The sequence below is a fragment of the Streptomyces sp. NPDC001678 genome (genome assembly GCF_042892945.1).
Taxonomy (GTDB): domain Bacteria; phylum Actinomycetota; class Actinomycetes; order Streptomycetales; family Streptomycetaceae; genus Streptomyces.
The window spans coordinates 582,853-604,640 of record NZ_JBIAUP010000001.1; the positions used below are offsets into that span (position 1 = coordinate 582,853).

19 protein-coding genes are annotated in these 21,788 nt (G+C 72.2%); 9 read left to right on the forward strand and 10 right to left on the reverse strand.

Features of this window, described 5'->3' with window-relative positions; translation table 11 throughout:
* Positions 1-373: 373 nt before the first annotated feature.
* On the forward strand, positions 374-3,106 hold the full coding sequence (gene aceE, locus ACFYZR_RS02665; protein WP_391903903.1) for a pyruvate dehydrogenase (acetyl-transferring), homodimeric type: 2,733 nt from the start codon (positions 374-376) through the stop codon (positions 3,104-3,106).
* A gap of 125 nt (positions 3,107-3,231) precedes the next feature.
* Here the strand turns inward: aceE and ACFYZR_RS02670 are convergent, their stop codons facing one another.
* Together ACFYZR_RS02670 and ACFYZR_RS02675 are read right to left on the reverse strand one after the other, a co-directional pair.
* Positions 3,232-3,594, reverse strand: a complete 363-nt coding sequence (locus ACFYZR_RS02670; RefSeq protein ID WP_391903907.1) for a peptidase inhibitor family I36 protein — start codon at positions 3,592-3,594, stop codon at positions 3,232-3,234.
* Positions 3,595-3,693: 99 nt separating this feature from the next.
* On the reverse strand, positions 3,694-5,286 hold the full coding sequence (locus ACFYZR_RS02675) for an MFS transporter (protein WP_391903910.1): 1,593 nt from the start codon (positions 5,284-5,286) through the stop codon (positions 3,694-3,696).
* A 113-nt stretch (positions 5,287-5,399) separates the two neighbouring features.
* Between ACFYZR_RS02675 and ACFYZR_RS02680 the strand changes: the two genes are divergently transcribed.
* From ACFYZR_RS02680 to ACFYZR_RS02700, 5 genes are all read left to right on the forward strand, one after another.
* Entirely contained in the window at positions 5,400-6,038 is a 639-nt protein-coding gene (locus ACFYZR_RS02680; RefSeq protein ID WP_391903913.1) for a TetR family transcriptional regulator, read from the forward strand.
* Positions 6,039-6,136: 98 nt separating this feature from the next.
* On the forward strand, positions 6,137-7,381 hold the full coding sequence (locus ACFYZR_RS02685; protein ID WP_391903916.1) for an alpha/beta hydrolase: 1,245 nt from the start codon (positions 6,137-6,139) through the stop codon (positions 7,379-7,381).
* 65 nt (positions 7,382-7,446) lie between these two features.
* The gene (locus ACFYZR_RS02690) at positions 7,447-8,310 is read left to right on the forward strand and encodes a DUF4429 domain-containing protein (RefSeq protein ID WP_391903919.1); all 864 of its coding nucleotides are present in this window, start codon (positions 7,447-7,449) and stop codon (positions 8,308-8,310) included.
* Positions 8,311-8,483: 173 nt separating this feature from the next.
* On the forward strand, positions 8,484-9,788 hold the full coding sequence (locus ACFYZR_RS02695; RefSeq protein WP_391903922.1) for a sensor histidine kinase: 1,305 nt from the start codon (positions 8,484-8,486) through the stop codon (positions 9,786-9,788).
* Positions 9,785-10,462 (forward strand): response regulator, encoded by a 678-nt coding sequence (locus ACFYZR_RS02700; protein ID WP_391903925.1) that lies wholly within the window; start codon positions 9,785-9,787, stop codon positions 10,460-10,462. Before ACFYZR_RS02695 ends, ACFYZR_RS02700 begins: the two co-directional genes overlap by 4 nt.
* A gap of 372 nt (positions 10,463-10,834) precedes the next feature.
* Here ACFYZR_RS02700 and ACFYZR_RS02705 read toward each other — a convergent pair whose 3' ends face one another.
* Together ACFYZR_RS02705 and ACFYZR_RS02710 are read right to left on the reverse strand one after the other, a co-directional pair.
* Positions 10,835-11,569, reverse strand: a complete 735-nt coding sequence (locus ACFYZR_RS02705; protein WP_391903928.1) for a carbon-nitrogen hydrolase family protein — start codon at positions 11,567-11,569, stop codon at positions 10,835-10,837.
* A 7-nt stretch (positions 11,570-11,576) separates the two neighbouring features.
* Entirely contained in the window at positions 11,577-12,875 is a 1,299-nt protein-coding gene (locus tag ACFYZR_RS02710) for a pyroglutamyl peptidase (RefSeq protein ID WP_391903930.1), read from the reverse strand.
* Positions 12,876-12,965: 90 nt separating this feature from the next.
* Between ACFYZR_RS02710 and ACFYZR_RS02715 the strand changes: the two genes are divergently transcribed.
* A complete protein-coding gene (locus tag ACFYZR_RS02715; RefSeq protein WP_391903932.1) occupies positions 12,966-13,754 on the forward strand; it encodes an MgtC/SapB family protein in 789 nt (262 codons plus the stop codon).
* Positions 13,755-14,022: 268 nt separating this feature from the next.
* Here ACFYZR_RS02715 and ACFYZR_RS02720 read toward each other — a convergent pair whose 3' ends face one another.
* Complete coding sequence (locus ACFYZR_RS02720) at positions 14,023-14,934, reverse strand: SGNH/GDSL hydrolase family protein (RefSeq protein WP_391903935.1); 912 nt, start codon at positions 14,932-14,934, stop codon at positions 14,023-14,025.
* A 331-nt stretch (positions 14,935-15,265) separates the two neighbouring features.
* Here ACFYZR_RS02720 and ACFYZR_RS02725 point away from each other — a divergent pair, with 331 nt between their 5' ends.
* Both ACFYZR_RS02725 and ACFYZR_RS02730 read left to right on the forward strand, forming a co-directional pair.
* A complete protein-coding gene (locus ACFYZR_RS02725; RefSeq protein ID WP_391903937.1) occupies positions 15,266-15,760 on the forward strand; it encodes a DUF3145 domain-containing protein in 495 nt (164 codons plus the stop codon).
* Positions 15,761-15,816: 56 nt separating this feature from the next.
* Positions 15,817-16,695 (forward strand): NAD(P)-dependent oxidoreductase, encoded by an 879-nt coding sequence (locus tag ACFYZR_RS02730; protein ID WP_391903940.1) that lies wholly within the window; start codon positions 15,817-15,819, stop codon positions 16,693-16,695.
* Between the two features lie 93 nt (positions 16,696-16,788).
* Here the strand turns inward: ACFYZR_RS02730 and fabF are convergent, their stop codons facing one another.
* The 5 genes from fabF to ACFYZR_RS02755 all read right to left on the reverse strand — a co-directional run bounded on the left by fabF (position 16,789) and on the right by ACFYZR_RS02755 (position 21,716).
* Positions 16,789-18,051, reverse strand: a complete 1,263-nt coding sequence (gene fabF / locus ACFYZR_RS02735; RefSeq protein WP_391903943.1) for a beta-ketoacyl-ACP synthase II — start codon at positions 18,049-18,051, stop codon at positions 16,789-16,791.
* Between the two features lie 67 nt (positions 18,052-18,118).
* Entirely contained in the window at positions 18,119-18,367 is a 249-nt protein-coding gene (locus tag ACFYZR_RS02740) for an acyl carrier protein (protein ID WP_391903946.1), read from the reverse strand.
* A 105-nt stretch (positions 18,368-18,472) separates the two neighbouring features.
* Positions 18,473-19,477 (reverse strand): ketoacyl-ACP synthase III, encoded by a 1,005-nt coding sequence (locus tag ACFYZR_RS02745; RefSeq protein ID WP_391903949.1) that lies wholly within the window; start codon positions 19,475-19,477, stop codon positions 18,473-18,475.
* A complete protein-coding gene (locus tag ACFYZR_RS02750; RefSeq protein ID WP_391903952.1) occupies positions 19,474-20,442 on the reverse strand; it encodes an ACP S-malonyltransferase in 969 nt (322 codons plus the stop codon). Before ACFYZR_RS02750 ends, ACFYZR_RS02745 begins: the two co-directional genes overlap by 4 nt.
* Positions 20,443-20,540: 98 nt before the next feature.
* Positions 20,541-21,716 (reverse strand): PucR family transcriptional regulator, encoded by a 1,176-nt coding sequence (locus ACFYZR_RS02755; RefSeq protein WP_391903956.1) that lies wholly within the window; start codon positions 21,714-21,716, stop codon positions 20,541-20,543.
* Positions 21,717-21,788 lie beyond the last annotated feature (72 nt).

Sequence of the window (21,788 nt, forward strand, 5' to 3'; positions counted from 1 at the left end):
AGGCCCGCCGAAACGTTGACGGACGCGGACGTCTCATGGCAACTCCAACCATGAGGCAACAAGCGCGAGTGATTCACGCCACAGCGTTCTGCCGGGTTTGCGAAGTTACTCCTTGCGATGACAGGGGTCGAGCCCGAACGGCCGTACGCGAGCGACCCCCATCGGGGGCGTATGGTTGCGATTTGGCCGCCCTGGGCGACCAACCCTCGACGATTCGTCTCATGTGCGGTGGTTACCGCCCAGTAGAGATGACGTTTGCGCCGCCGAGGTCCACGATGGGAGCCGGCGCGACATATAAGCAAAGACAGTGTTGACCCCGTGCGCAGCATCCCGGCGCGCAGAGCACGACACGACCGAACAGCGAAGGAACAGCGTGGCTTCCGGATCCGATCGCAACCCGATCATCATTGGCGGTCTGCCCAGCCAGGTCCCGGACTTCGATCCCGAAGAGACCCAGGAATGGCTCGACTCGCTCGACGCTGCCGTCGACGAGCGGGGCCGGGAACGTGCCCGCTACCTCATGCTTCGCCTGATCGAGCGGGCGCGTGAGAAGCGTGTCGCCGTGCCCGAGATGCGCAGCACGGACTACGTCAACACCATCGCGACCAAGGACGAGCCGTTCTTCCCCGGCAACGAGGAGATCGAGCGCAAGGTCCTCAACGCGACCCGCTGGAACGCGGCCGTCATGGTCTCCCGCGCCCAGCGCCCGGGCATCGGCGTCGGCGGCCACATCGCCACCTTCGCCTCCTCCGCCTCGCTCTACGACGTGGGCTTCAACCACTTCTTCCGCGGCAAGGACGGCGGCGACGGCGGCGACCAGATCTTCTTCCAGGGCCACGCCTCCCCCGGTGTCTACGCCCGCGCCTTCCTGCTGGACCGACTGTCCGAGCAGCAGCTCGACGCGTTCCGCCAGGAGAAGTCGAAGGCTCCCTACGGCCTGTCGTCGTACCCCCACCCGCGTCTGATGCCGGACTTCTGGGAGTTCCCGACCGTCTCGATGGGCCTCGGCCCCCTCGGCGCGATCTACCAGGCCCGGATGAACCGCTACATGGAGGCGCGCGGCATCGCCGACACCTCCAAGTCCCACGTTTGGGCGTTCCTGGGCGACGGCGAGATGGACGAGCCCGAGTCGCTCGGCCAGCTGTCCCTGGCCGCCCGTGAGGGCCTGGACAACCTGACCTTCGTCGTCAACTGCAACCTGCAGCGCCTCGACGGCCCGGTCCGCGGCAACGGCAAGATCATGCAGGAGCTGGAGTCGCAGTTCCGCGGCGCCGGCTGGAACGTGATCAAGCTGGTCTGGGACCGCTCCTGGGACCCGCTGCTCGCGCAGGACCGCGACGGCATCCTGGTCAACAAGCTCAACAGCACCCCCGACGGCCAGTTCCAGACGTACGCCACCGAGACCGGCGCGTACATCCGTGAGCACTTCTTCGGCGACGACCAGCGTCTCCGCAAGATGGTCGAGGGCATGACCGACGACCAGATCCTCCACCTGGGTCGCGGCGGTCACGACCACAAGAAGATCTTCGCGGCCTACGCGGCGGCCAAGGCCCACAAGGGCCAGCCGACCGTGATCCTCGCGCAGACGGTCAAGGGCTGGACGCTCGGCCCGAACTTCGAGGGCCGCAACGCGACCCACCAGATGAAGAAGCTCACGGTCGAGGACCTCAAGCGCTTCCGTGACCGTCTCCACATCCCGATCGCGGACAAGGAGCTGGAGTCCGGCCTGCCGCCGTACTACCACCCGGGCAAGGACTCGGAAGAGATCCAGTACATGCACGACCGCCGCAAGGCGCTCGGCGGGTACGTGCCCTCCCGTGTCGACCGCTCCAAGCCGCTCGTCCTGCCGGGCGACAAGGCCTACGCGCCCACCAAGAAGGGCTCCGGCCAGCAGTCGATCGCCACCACCATGGCCTTCGTCCGCCTGCTGAAGGACCTCATGCGGGACAAGGAGATCGGCAAGCGCTTCGTGCCGATCGCCCCCGACGAGTACCGCACCTTCGGCATGGACTCGCTGTTCCCCTCGGCGAAGATCTACAACCCGCTGGGCCAGCAGTACGAGGCCGTGGACCGCGAGCTGCTGCTCGCGTACAAGGAGTCCCCGACCGGTCAGATGCTCCACGACGGCATCTCCGAGGCGGGCTGCACCGCCTCGCTGATCGCCGCCGGTTCCGCCTACGCCACCCACGGCGAGCCGCTGATCCCGATCTACGTCTTCTACTCGATGTTCGGGTTCCAGCGCACGGGCGACCAGTTCTGGCAGATGGCCGACCAGCTGGCCCGCGGCTTCGTCCTCGGCGCCACCGCCGGTCGCACCACCCTGACCGGTGAGGGCCTCCAGCACGCCGACGGCCACTCGCACCTGCTCGCCTCGACCAACCCGGGCGTCGTCGCGTACGACCCGGCGTTCGGCTACGAGATCGCGCACATCGTCCAGGACGGTCTCCGCCGGATGTACGGCGAGAACGCGGAGGACATCTTCTACTACCTCACCGTCTACAACGAGCCGATCCAGCACCCGGCCGAGCCGGAGAACGTGGACGCCGAGGGCATCCTCAAGGGTCTGTACCGCTACAAGGCGGGCGAGGCCGGCGCCATCCCGGCGCAGATCATGGCCTCCGGTGTGGCCGTGCCGTGGGCGATCGAGGCCCAGCGCATCCTCGCCGAGGAGTGGAACGTCAAGGCGGACGTCTGGTCGGCGACCTCCTGGAACGAGCTGCGCCGCGACGCCATCGAGGTGGAGGAGTACAACCTGCTCCACCCGGAGGAGGACCAGCGCGTCCCGTACGTGACGAGCAAGCTCGCCGACGTCGAGGGCCCGAAGGTGGCCGTGTCCGACTGGATGCGCGCCGTCCCGGACCAGATCTCGCGCTGGGTGCCCGGCACGTACACCTCGCTGGGCGCCGACGGCTTCGGCTTCGCGGACACGCGTGGCGCGGCCCGTCGCTTCTTCCACATCGACGCGCAGTCGATCGTCCTGGCGGTGCTCACCGAGCTCGCCAAGGAGGGCAAGATCGACCGCTCGGCCCTGAAGCAGGCCATCGACCGCTACGAGCTCCTCGACGTGGCGGCGGCCGACCCGGGCGCGGCCGGTGGTGACGCGTAAGCGTCACATCCGAACGGAACGGGCCCCCGACCAGCAAAGCTGGTCGGGGGCCCGCCCGCTTGTGGGCAATCGTTCCGCAGGGCGGAACGGGTGGGCACAAGCGGCCCGCAGCCGTCAACGGATAGCTACCGCTCCCACACCTTGTACGCCCGCACGACGTACGGCGACTCGGGCACCCAGCTCCCCGACGGATACGTATCGAACTCGCCGGTCTCGGCACACGTACCGCTCTGATAAGTGGTGACCGGATGCCCCGTCCGATTGACGAGCGAAGCCCCCGTCACCCCGGCCGGCAAGGCCATACAGCTCTCGATGTCGATGCCCGCCAGCTCACTGGCGTGGACGGCCCCCCGATATCCCGGCTTGGGCCAAAGACACAGCTGCCCTGCCGAGCAGGCACCCGTGGCACCCGTGGCACCCCGCGCCTGCGCGGCAGGCGCCCCCGCCAGAGCCAGAACGGCGGCGAGCCCGAGAACAACAGCACGCATCACAGAGATCACTCCCCCAGTCCGATGGTGCGAGGAGTCTCACGCCCCGTGATCACCACGGCCAAGGGCTTCCGCCGATCCGTGCCCTGATAGGGGAAGTCAGATGTGCCCGGCCCCGGCCCCCGCCGGGCCCGTGTTCTCCCCCCGCTTGGCGAAGGCCGCGACCAGCGCCGCGACGATCGCCACGCACCCGGCGACCCGGAATCCCACCTGCATCCCCGACACGAACGTGTCATGCGCGACGGTGGAGATCTTCTCCGCGTACCGCGCCGGCGTGCCCGCCGGCACCGGGGCCACGCCGACCGAGACCGCGCCGGCGGCCTGGTCCAGCTGCTCGGGCGCGAGCGGCCGGAGGCCCGCCGCGGCCCACTTCTCCGGCAGCAGGTGCTCGACCCGGGACGCCATCACCGCGCCGAGGACGGCCGTGCCCAGCGAGCCGCCCACCTGCATGGCCGACTGCTGGAGCCCTCCGGCCACGCCCGCGTGCCGCAGGGGCGCGTTGCCGACGATCACCTCGGTCGCGCCGACCATGACCGGCGCGAGGCCCACGCCCATCAGCGCGAACCACAGCGACATGGTGAGCGTGCCGGTGCCGGCGTCCAGCGTGGCCAGCCCGAAGCAGGCCACCGCGGCGCTGGTCATGCCCGCCATCAGCGGGATCCGCGGGCCGATCCGGGTGATGAGCGCGCCCGCCAGCGGCGAGCCGACGATCAGCATCCCGGTCAGCGGCAGCAGATGGGTGCCCGCGTCCACCGGGGACATCCCGTGGACGTTCTGGAGGTAGAAGGTGACGAAGAACAGCCCCCCGATGAAGGCGAAGGCCATCAGCACCATCAGGACCACCCCGGCGGACAGCGGCACGGAGCGGAAGAGGCTCAGCGGGAGCAGCGGTTCGCGGCTGCGGGTCTGCCGGAAGGCGAAGAGGTGGAAGGCGGTGGCCGAGGCGGCGAGGAAGATCCAGGTCCGGGCGTCGCTCCAGGACCAGGCGGGTGCCTTGATCAGCGCCCAGATCAGGCAGAACATCGCGGCGGAGAGCAGGACGATGCCCGGGACGTCGAAGGACCGGGCCGCGCCCTTGACCCGGTGGCCCGCGAGGAAGACCGCGCCGAGCGTCAGCGCGAGGGCCCCGACGGGGACGTTGATGAAGAAGACGGACTGCCAGTTGACGTGCTCGACGAGCAGGCCGCCGACGATCGGGCCGCCGGCCGTGGAGGCGCCGACGACCATGCCCCACAGGCCGATGGCCATGTTGAGCTTCTCGGCCGGGAAGGTGGCGCGGATCAAGCCGAGCGCCGTGGGCATCAGCAGCGCGCCGCACAGGCCCTGGAGCACCCGGAGGGCGACGACGAGCGACACGCTCCCCGACAGGGCGATGAGTCCGGAGGAGAGGGCGAATCCGGTGGTACCGATGAGGAAGACCTGTCGGTGGCCGAAGCGGTCACCGAGCTTGCCCGCGGTGATCAGGGCGACGGCGAGGGCGAGGAGATAGGCGTTGGTGATCCATTGGACGTCGGCGAGCGAGGCGCCCAGGTCCTTCTGGATGGCGGGATTGGCGATGGCGACGATCGTGCCGTCGAGCGCGACCATCATCACGCCGATCGCGACGGATAACAGGGTCAGCCAGGGATTGCCCCGTAAGCCGCTGCGGGGCTTCTGGTCCGGCGTCGCCTCGGCGACGGTGGTCCGAGTCATGCCACCGAGATTATGGCAGCCGCTGACAATCGACAACGAACGCCAAGAGGCGCAGTCTGTCATCTTGGCCACAACTATCCTGAGCAGCGGAAACGCACCGAGAAGAGGCGGCGATGCACACGATCGAGAGCACCACGGGCCTGCGTGAGCGCAAGAAGCGCCGCACCCGCGAGACCCTCGTCCGGTGCGCCCAGGAGCTTTTCGCCCTCCGGGGGTACGAGGGCACGACGGTCGACGAGATCGCGGCCGCCGCGGACGTCTCGCAGCGCACCTTCTTCCGCTACTTCGCGGGCAAGGAGGACGTGGCCCTCGCCGTCCAGCGGATGATCGAGTCGCATATCTTCGCCGCCGTGTGCGCGCGCCCGGCGGCGGAGCCGCCGCTGACCGCGCTGCGCACGGCCGTCGTCGAGTGCTGGGACGGCATCGAGGAGGCCATCGAGTCGGCCGTCCCGCTGGAGCTCTACGTCCGGACGTACCGGATGATCCAGGAGACCCCGCAGCTGCTGGCGGCCCATCTGCGCCGGCTGGCCGAGCTGGAGGACCGGCTCACCGACGAGATCGCCCGCCGGGAGGGGCTGCCGGCGGAGGACCCCCGGCCGCGCATCCTGGTCGCGGCGTTCAGCGGGGTGATGCGCGAGGTGGGCAAGCGCTGGGGCGATCTGCTGGACGGGGACATGGAGGGGTTCCGGCAGCGTACGGCCGCCTATCTGGATCAGATCGGTCCCGCACTGGCGGAAAACTGGCGTTCTTGAGCTTTAGACGTACGAGTGCGCTCAATCACGGCCATTGAAACGTGAGATAGCTCACCGGCTCCCCGGACGCAAGCCGATTTCTCCTAGGGTGGTCGGCGGTGACTTCCTTCCCGGAGCTCGGCTCCTCCTCCATCCCCTGGACCAACGCCTCCACGGCCTGGCGCGCACTGCTGGCGCTGGCCGTGGTGTTCGTGATGCTGGCGACCACCGGCTGGACGGCGGTCAGAAGCCACAAGGGCATGCCGGACCCCCGGGCCGCCTCGCTCAAGGCCTGGCGGCACGGCTCCGTGAACGGCCGCCCGCTGCCCTCCCCCGACGCGGAGCCCTCGGCGCTCTCCCGTTTCTTCACCACGCTCACCGCCAACCAGCGCGAGCGGCTCGCCGACCGCTATCCGCTCGTCGTCGGCAACCTCGGCGGCGCCCCCACCGAGCTGCGCTACCGCGCCAACCGCGCCGCGCTCGCCCAGGCCCGTACGGTCGAGGAGCAGCGCACCCACGACGCCGGGCTGACCCCCGCCGGCCGCTACGAGGCCGGCCGCCGGATGCACCGCTTCGAGTCGCTGCTCGGCCCGGGCCGGCAGATCCTCGCCTTCGACCCCGCCGGGGACGGCCGGGTCGCGGAGGTCTTCGGCGACCTGGACACGGCGCGACGGGTCTCCGTCGTCGTCCCGGGCGTCGACACCAATGTGCTGACCTTCGAGAAGACCCAGCGCGCCTACAGCGCCCCCGTCGGCATGGGCCGCTCCCTCTACGCCGCCGAGCGGAAGGCGAGCCCCGGCGGCAGGACGGCCGTCATCGCCTGGGCCGACTACACCTCGCCCGTCGGCGTCGGTATGGACGCCGCCACCGGCAAGCTCGCGGCCGAGGGCGCGCTGCGGCTGCGCCGGCTCGTCACGGCCCTGCCCGGTGAGTCGAAGGTCGCGCTGTTCTGCCACAGCTACGGCTCGGTGGTGTGCGGCGTCGCCGCCCGCGAGCTCTCCCCCCGGGTCACCGACGTGGCCGTGGCCGGCAGCCCCGGCATGCGCGCCCAGAGCGTCTCCGACCTGGACACCACCGCCCGGATATGGGCGATGCGCGACGCGGACGACTGGATCCAGGGCGTGCCCCACATGGAGGTCGGCGGCCTCGGCCACGGCGCCGACCCCGTCTCGGCGGGCTTCGGGGCGCGGGTGCTGTCCGCCGGCGACGCCCAGGGCCACACCGGCTACTTCGCGCCCGGCACCACCAGCCTCGCCAACTTCGCCGGGATCGGCATCGGAGCCCCCGCCTCCGTCCGGTGCGCGAGCGACAGCGGTGACTGCGCGGCCGGGCTGGGCCCGGACGCCGAGGCCACCGCGATTTGACGGGTTCGACGCGCGTAGCGCCACGAGGGGGGACGGGCGGGCGGGCGCCGCTTACGATGAGCGGCATGGGTGATGTGCTGGCCGGTTTCCACACCGTCTGGGAGTTCGGCACCGACTCCGTGCTCATCCGCTTCGAACGGGGGATCCGCACACCGAAACTGCTCCAGGCGCTCGGCGAGCGACGCGTTCCCTTCGAGGCGCTCGCGGCCGTCGAGGCGGCCCCGGGGAAGCACGGGACGGTGGTGCTGCGCGCCGTGCCCAGACCGGGCGCCGATCCGCTGATGGACGTGGCCGACGGCCAGCTCAAGGAGGGCAACGACCCCTACCGGCTGGTGCTCCCGGCCGAGCGCGAGCTGCTCGCCGAGTACTACGCCGAGCGGATACGCGACGGGCTCGGCCCCCTTGCCGGTGAGCCCGCCGAGCGCCACCTGGTGACCGCGCCGACGCCCCCGCTGACCTTCAAGGCCTACGACGGCAAGGCGTCCTTCGACGGCAAGGCCGTCTCCTTCCGCTGGTTCTGGACCGGCGCCTCCTCCGCCAAGTGGAAGGCCGGCGACCAGCGCTTCCCCCTCGACGAGCTGACCGGTGTCGAGTGGCGCTCCCCCGAAGCCGCCGGCGGCCATCTGCGGCTGGTGCTGCGCGGGGACGACGCGGACCGGCGCCCCGCCGAACCCGACCAGGACCTCGCGGCCGTGGCCTTCGGCATGGGCTACGGGCTCGTCCACGAGTCCCTGCCGTTCGCGGCGGCCGTCCTCGCCGCCGTACGGGCCAAGGTGCCCGCGGCTCCCGGCCACCGTCGCGTGACCGCCCGGCCGGACCCCGCCGGCATCGCCGAGCGCATCCGGCACCTGGGCGAGCTGCACGAGGCGGGGCTGCTGACCGACCACGAGTTCAGCACGAAGAAGGCGCAGCTGCTGGCGGAGCTGTAGCGCTCTGCTGGATGTGCGGTCGGTCGGCTGCGGGCCGTCCGTGGCTGGTCGCGCAGTTCCCCGCGCCCCTTCGGGCGCCAAGGGGCGTGATACCACGGTATGACCCCGCCCCCCGGGGTCGGCACCGTGGTGTGACGTCCGGCGGCGGGCCCGCGATCTACGCTGGTCGGGCCATGCCCACCAAGACCATGACCCCGCTCGTCCGGCTGCGCGAGACCTTCACCCCCGCCGGGCCGCCCACCCCGCTCTTCGGCCACTCCCCGCGCCGGTTCGTCCGGCGGCTGCCGTATGCCGTGGCGATCGTGTTCGTCGCCATCCTGCTGCCGGTCACGGTCATGTTCCTGGGCGAGGGCTACCACCTGAACTCCGACCTGGCGCTGGTGCTCGGCCTCTTCCAGGTGCTGCCGCTGCTGTTCGCCGTGCGGCGGCCGCTGCTGTCCTGGGGGGTCGCCTTCACCGCCCACACGGTCTGCGCGGCGGCCATCCTGGGCTTTCCGCCGGGCCCCAACCCCCAGCCCTGGCCGTGGACGCCGATGGGCATCATCGGCCTGCTGCTGCTCCTGCTCGCCGTCGGCCTGCGCGAGCGCAACCGCACCCTGATCGCGGTGTGGACGCTGACGGGCGCTGTCAGCGTGGTCTTCGAGCTCATCGCCCCGGAGCGCAGCAACGGCTCCTGGGTGGCGCTGTTCGTCATCGGCGGGGTGCTGCTCGTCATCGGCGGCCTGCTGCGCGAACGCGCCGTCACCCAGCGGGCGCTGGCCGAGCAGGAGACCATCAGCGAGGCCGAACGGGCCCGCCGCACGCTGCTGGAGGAGCGCGCCCGGATCGCCCGCGAGCTGCACGACGTGGTCGCCCACCACATGTCCGTCATCACCGTGCAGGCGGACAGCGCCCCCTACCGCATCGAGGGCCTCCCGGACACGGCCCGCGAGGAGTTCGCCTCGATCGCCGCCACGGCCCGGGAATCGCTGACGGAGATGCGCCGGCTGCTGGGCGTGCTGCGCAACGAGGACACCGCCGGCGCCCCCGGCACGGCCGAGCGGGCCCCGCAGCCGGGGGCCGCGCGGATCCCGCAGCTGGTCGAGGCGACGGTACGGGCGGGGGTGCCGGTGGAGCTCTCGATGCCCGAACTGCCCGAACTGCCGCAGGCCGTGGACCTGTCCGCCTACCGCATCACGCAGGAGGCCCTGGCCAACGTCGTCCGGCACGCCCCGGGCGCGGCCACCCGGGTCTCGGTCTCGCCGGACCCGGACGGGACGGGCCTGGTGGTCCTCATCGTCAACGCGGCACCGGAGGAGAACACCCCGCCGCTGGAGACCGGTGACACGGGGCACGGTCTGGTGGGGATGCGGGAGCGGGTCCGGCTGGTGGGTGGCACGCTCGACACCGGCCCCCTGCCGGAGGGCGGCTTCCGGGTCGCGGCCCGGCTCCCGCTGCGCACAGAGCTCCGTACAGAAGAGGAACCCCCCACCGAATGACCATCAAGGTGATCATCGTCGACGACCAGGCCATGGTGCGGGCGGGCTTCGCCGCGCTGCTGGCCGCCCAGTCCGACATCGACGTCGTCGGCGACGCGGCGGACGGCCGGCAGGGCGTGGCCCTGAGCCGTTCCGCCCACCCGGACGTGGTGCTGATGGACGTCCGGATGCCGGAGATGGACGGCCTGGAGGCGGCCCGGCAGATCCTCGACCCGCCGCTCGGAGTGACGCACCGGCCCAAGGTGCTGATGCTGACGACCTTCGACGTCGACGACTACGTCTACGAGGCGCTGCGCGCGGGCGCCTCCGGCTTCCTCCTCAAGGACGCCCCGCCGGCCGACCTGATCTCGGCGGTCCGGGTGGTCGCCGCGGGCGAGGCGCTCCTGGCCCCGTCCGTCACCCGCCGGCTCATCGCGGACTTCGCCAAGCGCCCGGCTCCCCGCCGCCGCTCGGGCACGGTCCGCCCCGGCGGGCTGACGCCCCGGGAGACGGAGGTGCTGGAGCTGATCGCGCGGGGCCTGTCCAACCAGGAGATCGCGGACCGGCTGGTCCTGGCCGAGCAGACGGTCAAGACGCACGTCGGGCGGGTCCTGGCGAAGCTGAACCTCCGGGACCGCGCGCAGGCGGTCATCTTCGCGTACGAATCGGGGCTGGTCACGCCTGGCGAGGGCTGACCGCCCCCCCCCCCCCCGGTACGGGTGGTCGCGCGGCCGAAACCGGGACGGGGAGGCGCCGGGCGCGCGACGATGCCGGTATGCGCTGCAATCGTTGCCACAACGCCATGTGGTGGGACGTGACGCCGGGCCAGCCGCCGTCCTGGTACTGCTCGGTGTGTGTGCATCCGCCGGAGCGGCGGGTCAACGCGGCGGCTGTGCCGACGCCGTGTCCTCGGGGGTGCCGGTCTCCGATTACGGAGCATCGGGGTGGGGAGCGGCGGTTCATCTGCCACTGAGGGGTGCCGAGCCCCGTAAGGGGCGCGGGGAACTGCGCGACCGGCCACGGACGGCCCGCAGCCGACCGACCGCACATCCAGCGGGGCGCTGAGCTCACGCCGCGCCGACGGCGACCGTCGCCAGGACCAACCCCTCCGCGTCACCCGGACCCTCCGCCAGCAGGCCGCCGTCCGGTCCCCACACCGCGCTCAGCCCGCACGCGTCGTAGGGGCCCGCCACCCCGACGTGGTTGGCGAGCAGCACGTGGAGGCCGTTGGCCTCGGCCAGGGCGGGGAAGATCTCCATCCGTTCGCGGGCGCCGCCGCCCCGGCCGTAGAGCGAGCTCGCCAGCAGTACGTCGCAGCCGTCGGCGGCGGCCCGGCGGGCGAGGTCGGGGAAGTGGGCATCGAAGCAGATGACGAGGCCGAAGGCGAGCCCGGCCAGCGCGAAACGGCCGTCCTCCGTGCCCGCCGTGAAGCCCGCCGCTGTCTCCGTGTCCGTGACGTGGCGCTTGTCGTAGCGGGTGAGGAGCTCCCCGTCCGGGCCGTACACGAAGGTGCTGATCGTCGGGCCGGCCGGGGCGCGGCCGGCACAGTTCACCGCCGCCGCGACACCCGCCGTGCGGCAGGCCGCGCGCAGCGGGTCGAGCCGGGGGTCGTCCGGGGCCAGGGTCAGCCGGCCGGGGTCGCCGGTGATGGCGTCGAGCTCGTAGCCGGTGACGGCGAGTTCGGGGAAGACGACGAGGGCCGCGCCCCGCTCGCCCGCCTCGGCGACCAGGCCGGCCATGCGGGTCACGTTGGCGGCGACGTCGCACGGCCGGGCGGTGAACTGCGCTGCTGCGATGATCATGTGCACATCATGACCCGGCCGTGGCTCCCACGGCCACCGCGAGCACGGCCCTGACCTGCGCGGTGATCGCCATCCGCGCGGCGACGAACTCGGGGTCGCTGATCCGCCCGGTGGCGGGGTCGGTGTTGCCCGCGCCGAAGTTCAGCACGGGTGTGTGGAGATGGCCGCCGGGCGCCTTGAGGCCCACGGCGTCACGGAGCAGGGTGGCGCGGTAGGCGATCTCGTTGGAGAGGTAGTCGCCCCCGCCGCCCGCGCGGGCCGTCGAGCCCGGGGTGGGGCCGTCGGGCCGGACGACGGGGGCCGTGCCGCCCGCCGGGATCTCGGTGACGGAGGTGTTGTCACGCACCGGGAACGGGCCGGTCGTGGCCGCCGTGACGGCCCCGTACGGCAGGGTCGTGGTCGTCCACTGCGGCTGCGGGGTCACGGTCGGCACGCCCGGCGGCACCGGCACGGTCTCCGTGCGCGAGGCCCTGGCGTTGTCCGGGGCACCGCCGCGCCAGGCGCCGTTCGTGCGCTCAAGATCGAAGCGGCCGGGGCGGCCCTGGCTGATGGTGGTGAACAGATCGACCTTCCGGGGGCCGGGCCGGAAGTACGGGAGCAGGGTCCGTTCGACCGTGCCGTCGGCGAAGTCCGCCCAGCGCACCGGGAAGACGGCCGCCTCCACGCGCGCCGGGCCGGCCGGGGTATCGATCACGGTCCCGTCCAGGGCCAGCGCTGCCGCCCCGGAGGGGTTGGAGCGACGGATGTCGGAGTCGAGCTGGAACGGGTCGAAGCCGGTGATCAGCACCCGCTTCACCGCGCCACCCTGCGGAAGGTCGAGGGAGTCCTGGCCGCGTGAGGCGCGTTCCACGGCGGCCTCCAGGGCCGCGCGCCGCCGCTCCGGCAGCGGGAACGCCGGCCGCCACTCGCGCAGCGCCCGCGTCATGCCCAGCCGCGCCCAGTACAGCGGACGGTCGTCGTCCCGGCTCAGATCGCCGCCGTCCGGGCCGCGCCCCTGGGCCCGGTCCACGGCCCGGCGCCACAGCCGCCGGCCGTCGGCGGCCGCCAGGCGCTCGGCCTCGGCGGCGCCGCGCGTACGAGCCAGGGCGCGGGCGAAGCCGGGGGCGACGTCGTCGAAGCCGCTGCGGCGCAGGATCTCCTGCGGCACTGCCCCGGGGAGCCGCTGCTCCTCGACGGTGAGCGCGGGGGCGGCGGGCACGGCCCCGGCGGGGGCGGCGAGGGCGAGAGGGTAGCAGGCGAGCAGGACGGCGCCGAGGACGGCGAGCCGGAGCGGGCCCGGCGTCCGGGATATATCACGGGGTCTCATGGGACGGAAGGAAATCACCGTGACCGCATGGAGCGATAGAGGGCTGCCAACACCCTTCGGGTAGTGGCGATTTCAGGCCACAATGGCGAGATGGACACAGTGCAGTTCCTGATGGCCCCGCTGATATCCGCCGGACGAGCCAACACGGCCCCGCTGTTCGACCCGGGGGCGGGCCAAGGCACCCGCCAATTAGCCGAGTTGGCCCTCGCCCTGCTGCTCTCCTCGCTCATCGGGCTGGAGCGGGAGCTCCAGCAGAAGAGCGCGGGGCTGCGCACCCACACGCTGGTCGGCGTGGGCAGCGCGCTGTTCATGGAGGTCTCGATCCACGGGTTCGCGGGGGCGGGCCAGTTCGACGGCTCCCGGGTCGCCGCGCAGATCGTCTCGGGCATCGGCTTCATCGGCGGTGGCCTGATCTTCGTCCGCCGCGACGCCGTGCGCGGTCTGACGACGGCCGCCACGATCTGGCTGACCTGCGCCGTGGGCATGGCCTGCGGCGGCGGGCTGCCCCTGCTGGGCGGTATGGCGGCCGCGGTGCACTTCCTGGTGGTGCGCGGCTTCCCGATGGCGACCCGGCGGCTGGCCGCGGCGCCCTCGCTGGAGCACGTCGAGCTGATCCTGTCCTACCGCACCCGCAAGGGGCTGCTGGGCCGGGTGCTGGAGCTGTGCACCCGGTCCGGCTTCCGGGTCACGGACGTCCAGGTCCACTCCCGGGCCCAGCAGGAGGGGGGCACGGAACGGGCCAGGGGCAAGCTCAGGGAGGCGGGCGTGGTGCTGAGCCTGGAGGGCAAGGGGTCGGCGCATCCGCTGATGGAGGAGCTCGCCGATTGGGAGGGCATCCTCGACATCGATCTCCACGCCCACCGCGAGAGCACGGAATGACGCGTCCCCGCGCGGGTGAACTCGCTTATGAGAAGCGCTCGTTCATCGGATAACGTGCGGGGCGGAAGGCGGTACGGGCCGGTCGCGGTCACCCGTGTCCGCCTTCGGTCACGGCCCGGGCGCCATCGCGCGGGCGCGGTTGGCGCCGGGTGCCCGGGGCGAGGGTACGGGCCCCGGTGCCGGAGGTTCCGCGCCGGGCGCGCCGGTGGCGGACCGGGCCGTGCGCGGTCCGGGGGCGGGGTCACCTGACGGACCCCGCCCCCGCGGCCTACGCGGCGGGCGGCTCCGCGGAAGTGATGGTGCGGTAGGCGAGGGCCGCCAGTTCGCCCTGCCCCTGCTTGCTGGGGTGGAACCAGTCCCACTTGCTGAGCGCCTGACCGCTGAAGCCGTAGCCGTGGACGGAGCCGTCGAAGCGGCACAGCTCATCGCGCGCGCAGACGCTCTTGAGCACGGTGTTGTACTCGAGGACCCGCTGCTCGACCCGTACGCGCCGGGCCTCGGCCGCCGCGTCGTCGGAGCCGGAGTCCGCCAGCATCGACGGGCAGACCGAGCCCAGCTTCCAGATCTCCGGCCCGATCAGGCTCTTGCGCCCCTCCGCCCACAGCCGTCGCAGGTCCGGCACCCCGGCCACATACACCTGGGACTTCGGCAGGGCGGTGCGCAGCTCCCGCAGCGACTTCTCGAAGTCGGCGCGGAAGTCGTCCACCGTGGTCATGTCGTCCACGTTCTTGCGGCAGGCGTCGTTGGCCCCCATGAGCACGGTCACGAGCTGCGGCTTGTTGACGACGGCCGCGCGCGTCTGCTCCGGCAGGTCGGCCATCCGGGCGCCGGTGCGGGCGTGGTTCCAGCTGCTGGTCCCGGGCGAGGCGAGCAGCCGCCGGGCGAGGCTGTCGACGGAGGTGCCGGTGGCCCAGGACGCCTCGGGGCAGTCCTTGAGCACGGAACAGGCGTCGAAGCCACGGGTGATGGAGTCGCCGAGGGAGGCGATCGACTCGGGGTGGGTGTTCCAGGCCGGACGGGCGGGCTTTGGCTTCGCCGGAGCGGCGGCCGCCTTCTCGGCGCCGGTGCCACCCGCGCTCTCGCAGCCCGAGGCCAGCAGGGCGACGCAGACCACCGCCACGGCCGCTTTGCCGGCCGCCCCTCGCCTCTTCCCCCGCTTCTTCCCCCGTGCGACGTTCATGCTCGTGATCCCCTCCGGCCGGGTGATATCTGTCCGGGACCGACGGTACGTCACGCCCGCGACACGCCCGCACGGTAGCTTTTCCCCGGGTGATCGAGTCGGTCCGGCATCTTTCGGTCCGTCTTTCGCTCTACGACGGCCCTAAATCACAACACGTCACATCCTGTCCCTTTTCAGGAGAATTGCTCCCGATGGTGTTTACTGTTGGTAACCTCGCGGGCTGGTGCGGGAGTGGCCATTGGGGCAGAATGTCTGCTGCTGTCCCGGGCGGGACCGGTTCGGCTGCGAGGCCGCTGGGGAAGGCGAACCTCGAACCGCACTGGAGGACCCGGTGACGACACGTGGAGTTCTGTATGTGCACTCCGCGCCCCGAGCGCTCTGCCCGCACGTCGAGTGGGCCGTGGGCGGCGTCCTCGGCGCGCGTGTCACCCTCGACTGGATCCGGCAGCCCGTCTCCCCCGGCACCTGGCGCTCCGAGCTCTCCTGGCAGGGCCAGGTGGGCACCGCCTCCAAACTCGCCTCGGCACTGCGCGGCTGGCACCTGCTCCGTTTCGAGGTGACCGCCGAGCCCTGCGCCACCGCCGAGGGCGAGCGCTACAGCTCCACCCCGGACCTCGGCATCTTCCACGCCGTCACCGGCATCCACGGCGACATCCTGATCCCGGAGGACCGCCTCCGCGCCGCGCTCTCACGCGCCGACCGGGGCGAGACGGACTTCCGGGCGGAGGTCGAGAAGCTGCTGGGCAAGCCGTGGGACGACGAGCTGGAACCCTTCCGCCACGCGGGCGAGGGCGCGCCGGTGCGGTGGCTGCACCAAGTGGTGTGACCACGCCTCGTGCGCGGACTTGCGTTGGAGCCCGCTCCAGGCCCTAGCGTCGACGCATGACCTCACCCAGCACCGTCACCGTCCTCGGCACCGGCATCATGGGCTTCGCCATGGCCCGCAACCTCGCCCGCGCCGGGCTCCCCGTCCGGGCCTGGAACCGCAGCCGCGACAAGGCCGAGCCGCTGGCCGAGCACGGTGTCACCGTCGTGGACACGCCCGCCGAGGCGGTCACCGGCGCCGATGTGGTCGTCACCATGCTGTACGACGGCCCGGCCGCCCGCGATGTGATGCGCGCCGCCGCCCCCGCCCTGCGCCCCGGGACGCTCTGGGCGCAGTCCACCACCGCCGGGCTCGACGGCACGGCCGTGCTCGCGGAGTTCGCCCGCGAGCACGGCCTCGTCCTGGTCGACGCCCCCGTCCTGGGCACCCGGCGGCCCGCCGAGGAGGGCACGCTCACGGTGCTGGCCGCCGGGCCGGAGGAGACCCGTGACACCCTGGCGCCCGTCTTCGACGCCATCGGCTCCCGGACCGTCTGGGTGGGGGACGACGCGACGGGCGGCGCCGCGACCCGGCTCAAGCTCGTCATCAACAGCTGGGTGCTGGCCGTCACCCACGGCACCGCCGAGGCCCTCGCGCTGGCCGACGGGCTGGGCGTGGACCCGGCCCGTTTCCTGGACGCGGTCGCGGGCGGCCCGCTCGACATGGGCTATCTGCGCGCCAAGGCCGGGCTGCTGAGGGACGGCGCCCTCACCCCGCCGTCCTTCGCGACCACCACGGCCGAGAAGGACGCGCGGCTGATCGTCGCGGCCGGGGAGGCCGCCGGGGTGCGCCTCGACGTCGCGGCGGCGGGCGCCGAACGCTTCCGCCGGGCGATCGAGCAGGGCCACGGCGACGAGGACATGGCGGCCTCGTACTTCGCCAGCTTCACGAAGTGAGCGGCTTCACGAAGTGAGCGGCTTCACGAAGTGAGCAGCGCGAAAGGGCCCGCCCCCGGCCGGGGGCGGGCCCTTCGCACAGGATCGGGTCCGTCAGACCGTGCGCAGCGCGAGCACCACGTTGTGGCCGCCGAAGCCGAACGAGTTGTTGATCGCCGCGATCGTGCCCTGCGGCAGCGGGCGGGGCTCCTCGCGGACGATGTCCGCGTCGATGTCCTCGTCCAGCTCGTCGATGTTGATGGTCGGCGGGGCCGTGCGGTGGTACAGGGCGAGCACGGTCGCGACCGTCTCGATGCCGCCGGCGCCGCCGAGCAGGTGGCCCGTCATCGACTTGGTCGCGGAGACCGCGACGTGGTCGAGGTCGTCGCCCAGGACCTTGCGCAGCGCCTTGATCTCGGCGGCGTCGCCCTGCGGCGTGGAGGTGGCGTGCGCGTTGAGGTGCACGACCTCCGCCGGCTTCAGGTCGCTGCTGTCGAGCAGGTTCTGGAGCGCCGCCGCGATGCCGCGGCCGGTCGGCTCCGGCTGCGCGATGTGGTGGCTGTCGGCGGACAGGCCCTGGCCCAGCACCTCGCAGTAGACGCGGGCGCCGCGCTTGGCGGCGTGCTCGGCCGACTCCAGGACGACGATACCGGCGCCCTCGCCGAGGACGAAGCCGTCACGGGCCTTGTCGTAGGGGCGGGAGGCCTTGAGGGGCTCGTCGTTGTTCTTCGACATCGCCATCATGCTGGCGAACGCCGCGACGGGCAGCGGGTGGATGGCCGCCTCGGTGCCGCCGGCGACGACGACGTCGGCGCGGCCGGAGCGGATCATCTCGAAGGCGTAGCCGATGGCCTCGGCGCCCGACGCGCAGGCGCTGACCGGGGTGTGGACGCCCGCCTGGGCGTTCACCTCCAGGCCGACGTTGGCGGAGGGGCTGTTGGGCATGAGCATCGGCACGGTATGCGGGGAGACGCGGCGGGCGCCCTTCTCCCGGAGCACGTCGTACTGGTCGAGCAGGGTGGTCACACCGCCGATGCCGGAGGCGACGACCGCGCCCAGCCGCTCGGGGGTGACGCCGGTGTCGTCACCGGCCTTGTCGGTGAAGCCCGCGTCGGCCCAGGCCTCGCGCGCCGCGATCAGCGCGAACTGCGCCGAGCGGTCCAGCTTGCGCAGCAGGGGGCGGGGCAGGACGTCGGCCGGGTCGACCGCCACGGGGGCGGCGATACGGACCGGGAGGTCGGCGAAGCGCTCGCCCTCCAGGGGTTTGACGCCGGAACGGCCCGCGAGCAGGCCCTCCCAGGTCGAAGCGCTGTCGCCACCCAGCGGTGTGGTTGCGCCGATACCGGTGACGACCACGGTGCGATTGGTCGAGTTCATCGGGATTCTGTCTCCACGTGTAGAGGTGCTGGAACCGCCACCGCCGGGGTGGCGACGAACGCTACGGTCAGTCCTGGTGCTTCAGGATGTAGCCGGCGGCGTCACCGACGGTCTTGAGGTTCTTGACGTCCTCGTCCGGGATCTTGACGTCGAAGCGCTCCTCGGCGGCGACGACGACCTCGACCATGGACAGCGAGTCGACGTCCAGGTCGTCGGTGAAGGACTTGTCCAGCTGGACGTCCTCGACCGGGATGCCGGCGATCTCGTTGACGATCTCGGCGAGACCGTCGAGGATCTCCTTCTCGGTGGCAGCCATGTGGCGCTCCTTCTATGTATTGCGTTGTGCTGATGATTAAGGGAACTGCTGGGGCGGTGAGGTCCCCCGACGGCCGGCACCGGGTGCCGGTCCGGGGAATCTCGCCTAGGGGAGGGTAACGACCGTGGCGGCGTACACGAGACCCGCCCCGAAGCCGATGAGGAGCGCGGTGTCCCCGCTCTTCGCCGCGCCGGTGGCCAGGAGCCGCTCCATGGCGAGCGGGATGGAGGCCGCGGACGTGTTGCCCGTGGTCTCCACGTCACGGGCGACCGTGACGCTCTCAGGCAGTTTGAGGGTCTTCACCATCGAATCGATGATCCGCATATTGGCCTGGTGCGGAATGAAGACGTCCAGGTCCTCGGGGCTGACGCCCGCCTCGTCCAGCGCCTGCTGGGCGATCTTCGCCATTTCGAAGACGGCCCAGCGGAAGACCGCCTGACCCTCCTGGGTGATGGCGGGGAAGCGGACGTCCGTCTCCTCGCGGTAGACGTCCCAGGCGACGGTCTGCTTGATCGTCTCCGCCTTGTCGCCCTCGGAGCCCCAGACGACCGGGCCGATGGCGGGCTCGGCGGACGGGCCGACGACCACGGCGCCGGCGCCGTCGCCGAACAGGAAGGCCGTCGCGCGGTCCTCCAGGTCGGTGAGGTCCGAGAGCCGCTCGACACCGATGACCAGGACGTACTCGGCGGAGCCGCCGGTCACCATGTCCTTGGCCATGGTCAGGCCGTAGCCGAAGCCCGCGCAGCCGGCCGAGATGTCGAAGGCGGCGGGCTTGCCCGCACCCACCTTGTGGGCGATCTCGGTCGCGACGGCCGGGGTCTGCTTGAAGTGCGACACCGTCGAGACGATGACGGCACCGATCTGGTCGGCGGTGATGCCCGCGTCGGCGATCGCCTTGCCGGCGGCCTCCAGGGACATCGCGCTGACGGTCTCCTCCGGGCCGGCCCAGTGGCGGGTGGCGATGCCCGAGCGCGAGCGGATCCACTCGTCCGAGGAGTCGATGTGCTTGAGGATCTCCTCGTTCGGCACCACGCGGACGGGCCGGTAGCCGCCCACGCCCATGATGCGCGCGTACGCGGCGCCCTTGGCGGGCTTGATCTTCGCGGTCATGCTTCTCGGGCTCCTTGTTCGGCCGGGGACCCGGCGGCCGCGTGCTCGGCGATGAGCGCGCGGGCGGCGTCGAGGTCCTCCGGGGTCTTGAGCGCGAGCGTAGTGACACCCGGCAGGGCACGCTTGGCCAGCCCCACGAGGGTGCCACCGGGCGCCGCCTCGATGATGGCCGTGACGCCCAGCTCCTTGAAGGTCTCCATGCACAGGTCCCAGCGGACCGGGTTGGCCACCTGGCCGACCAGCCGCGCGACGACCTCGGGTCCGCCGACGACGACGGCGCCGTCCTTGTTGGAGACGTAACGGGTGCGGGGGGCGGCCGGGGTCAGCTCGGCGACCGCCGCCTCCAGGGCCGAGACGGCCGGGGCCATGTGCTGGGTGTGGAAGGCACCCGCCACCTTGAGCGGCACCACACGACGGGTGCCCTCGGGCTTGTCCTCGGCCAGCGCCGCGAGCTGCGCGGCGGTGCCGGCGGCCACGATCTGGCCCGCGCCGTTGACGTTCGCGGGGGTCAGGCCCAGCTTCTCCAGGTGCGGCAGGACGACGTCCTGCTCGCCGCCCAGCAGGGCGGCCATGCCGGTCTCGGTGACCGCGGCGGCCTCGGCCATGGCCAGCCCGCGCTTGCGCACCAGCCGCATGGCGTCCTCCTCGGGCAGCACACCGGTCAGCGCGGCGGCGGCGAGCTCACCCACGCTGTGCCCGGCGACGGCGCCCACCTTGGCGGCGAGGTCGTCGGCGGCCGGGAAGAGCTGCCCGGCCGAGAGCAGCGCGGAGGCCACCAGCAGCGGCTGGGCCACGGCGGTGTCGCGGATCTCGTCGGCGTCGGCGTTCGTGCCGTAGTGGACAAGGTCCAGGTCGATGGCGTCCGACCACGCACGGAGGCGGTCGGCGACACCGGGGAGGTCGAGCCAGGGAGTCAGGAAGCCGGGCGTCTGAGCGCCCTGGCCGGGAGCGACGAGTACGAGCACCCTCACACTCTCTCTCGTGGACGGCTCCGCCCACCCGTGGGGACAGGGACCAAGAACCGTCAGGGGAATTGTTGGCGTTCAACAAAAGCGTAAGTGGGTCACTCCGCGTCGGCCAGCCGCCCGAGGATCAGTGCGATGCGCAGTGTGAAGGCGGAACGGACATCGGAGGGTGACCATCCGGTGACGTCCGTCACACGTCGCAGCCGGTACCGCACGGTGTTGGGGTGGACGAACAGCATCCGTGCCGCGCCCTCCAGGCTGCTGGCCTGCTCCAGGTAGACGCTCAGCGTCTCCAGCAGGGCCGAGCCCGCCTCCTCCAGCGGTCTGTAGATCTCCTCCACCAGCTGGTCGCGGGCGGCCGGGTCACCGGCCATCGCCCGCTCCGGCAGGAGATCGTCGGCGAGCACCGGCCGGGGGGCGTCCGGCCAGGCGGCGCACGCCTTGAGGCCGGCCGCCGCGGCCTGCGCGGACCGGGTCGCCGCCAGCAGGTCGGGCACCACCGGCCCGGCCACCACGGGGCCCGCCGCGAACGGTCCGATCAGCGACTTCGCCGTCTGGAGCGGATTGTCCGAACCGCCCGCGATCACCACCAGCCGGTCGCCCAGCACCCCCGTGAGGACCTGGAGCTTGGCGTGGCGCGCCGCCCGGCGGATGGCCTCGACGGTCAGCTCGCTGTCCCCGTTGGGCGCCGTGCCCAGCACCACCGCGACATGCGTCGGCGCGTTCCAGCCCAGTGCGGCCGCGCGCGACAGGGCGCCCTCGTCGGCCTCGCCCGACAGCACCGCGTTGACGACCAGCGACTCCAGCCGGGCGTCCCAGGCGCCGCGCGCCTCGGCGGCCTGGGCGTACACCTGGGCCGTGGCGAAGGCGATCTCCCGGGCGTAGACCAGCAGCGCCTCGCGCAGCGCCGACTCGTCGCCGGGGGCGGCCACCTCGTCGATGGCCGACTCCATGACCTCGATGGTCGTGCGGACCATCTCCACGGTCTGGCGCAGGGTGATCGCCCGGGTCAGCTCGCGCGGCGCCGTGCCGAACACGTCCGTGCTGATGGCCTGCGGTGTCTCCGGATGCCGGAACCACTCCGTGAACGCCGCGATACCGGCCTGGGCGACCAGGCCGATCCACGACCGGTTCTCCGGGGGCATCGCCCGGTACCACGACAACTGGGCGTCCATGCGGGCGATGGCCGCGGCGGCCAGCGTCCCGGAGGACTGTTCCAGGTTGCGGAGGGTGGCGCGGTGGGGGTGGGGGGGATGAGCGGCTGGTTCGGGCACGGGGACAAGCCTGCCTTATTCGGGTGCGATACGGAGCCGCCGGGACCCCTCCGGGGCGCCCGGCGGGGCTAC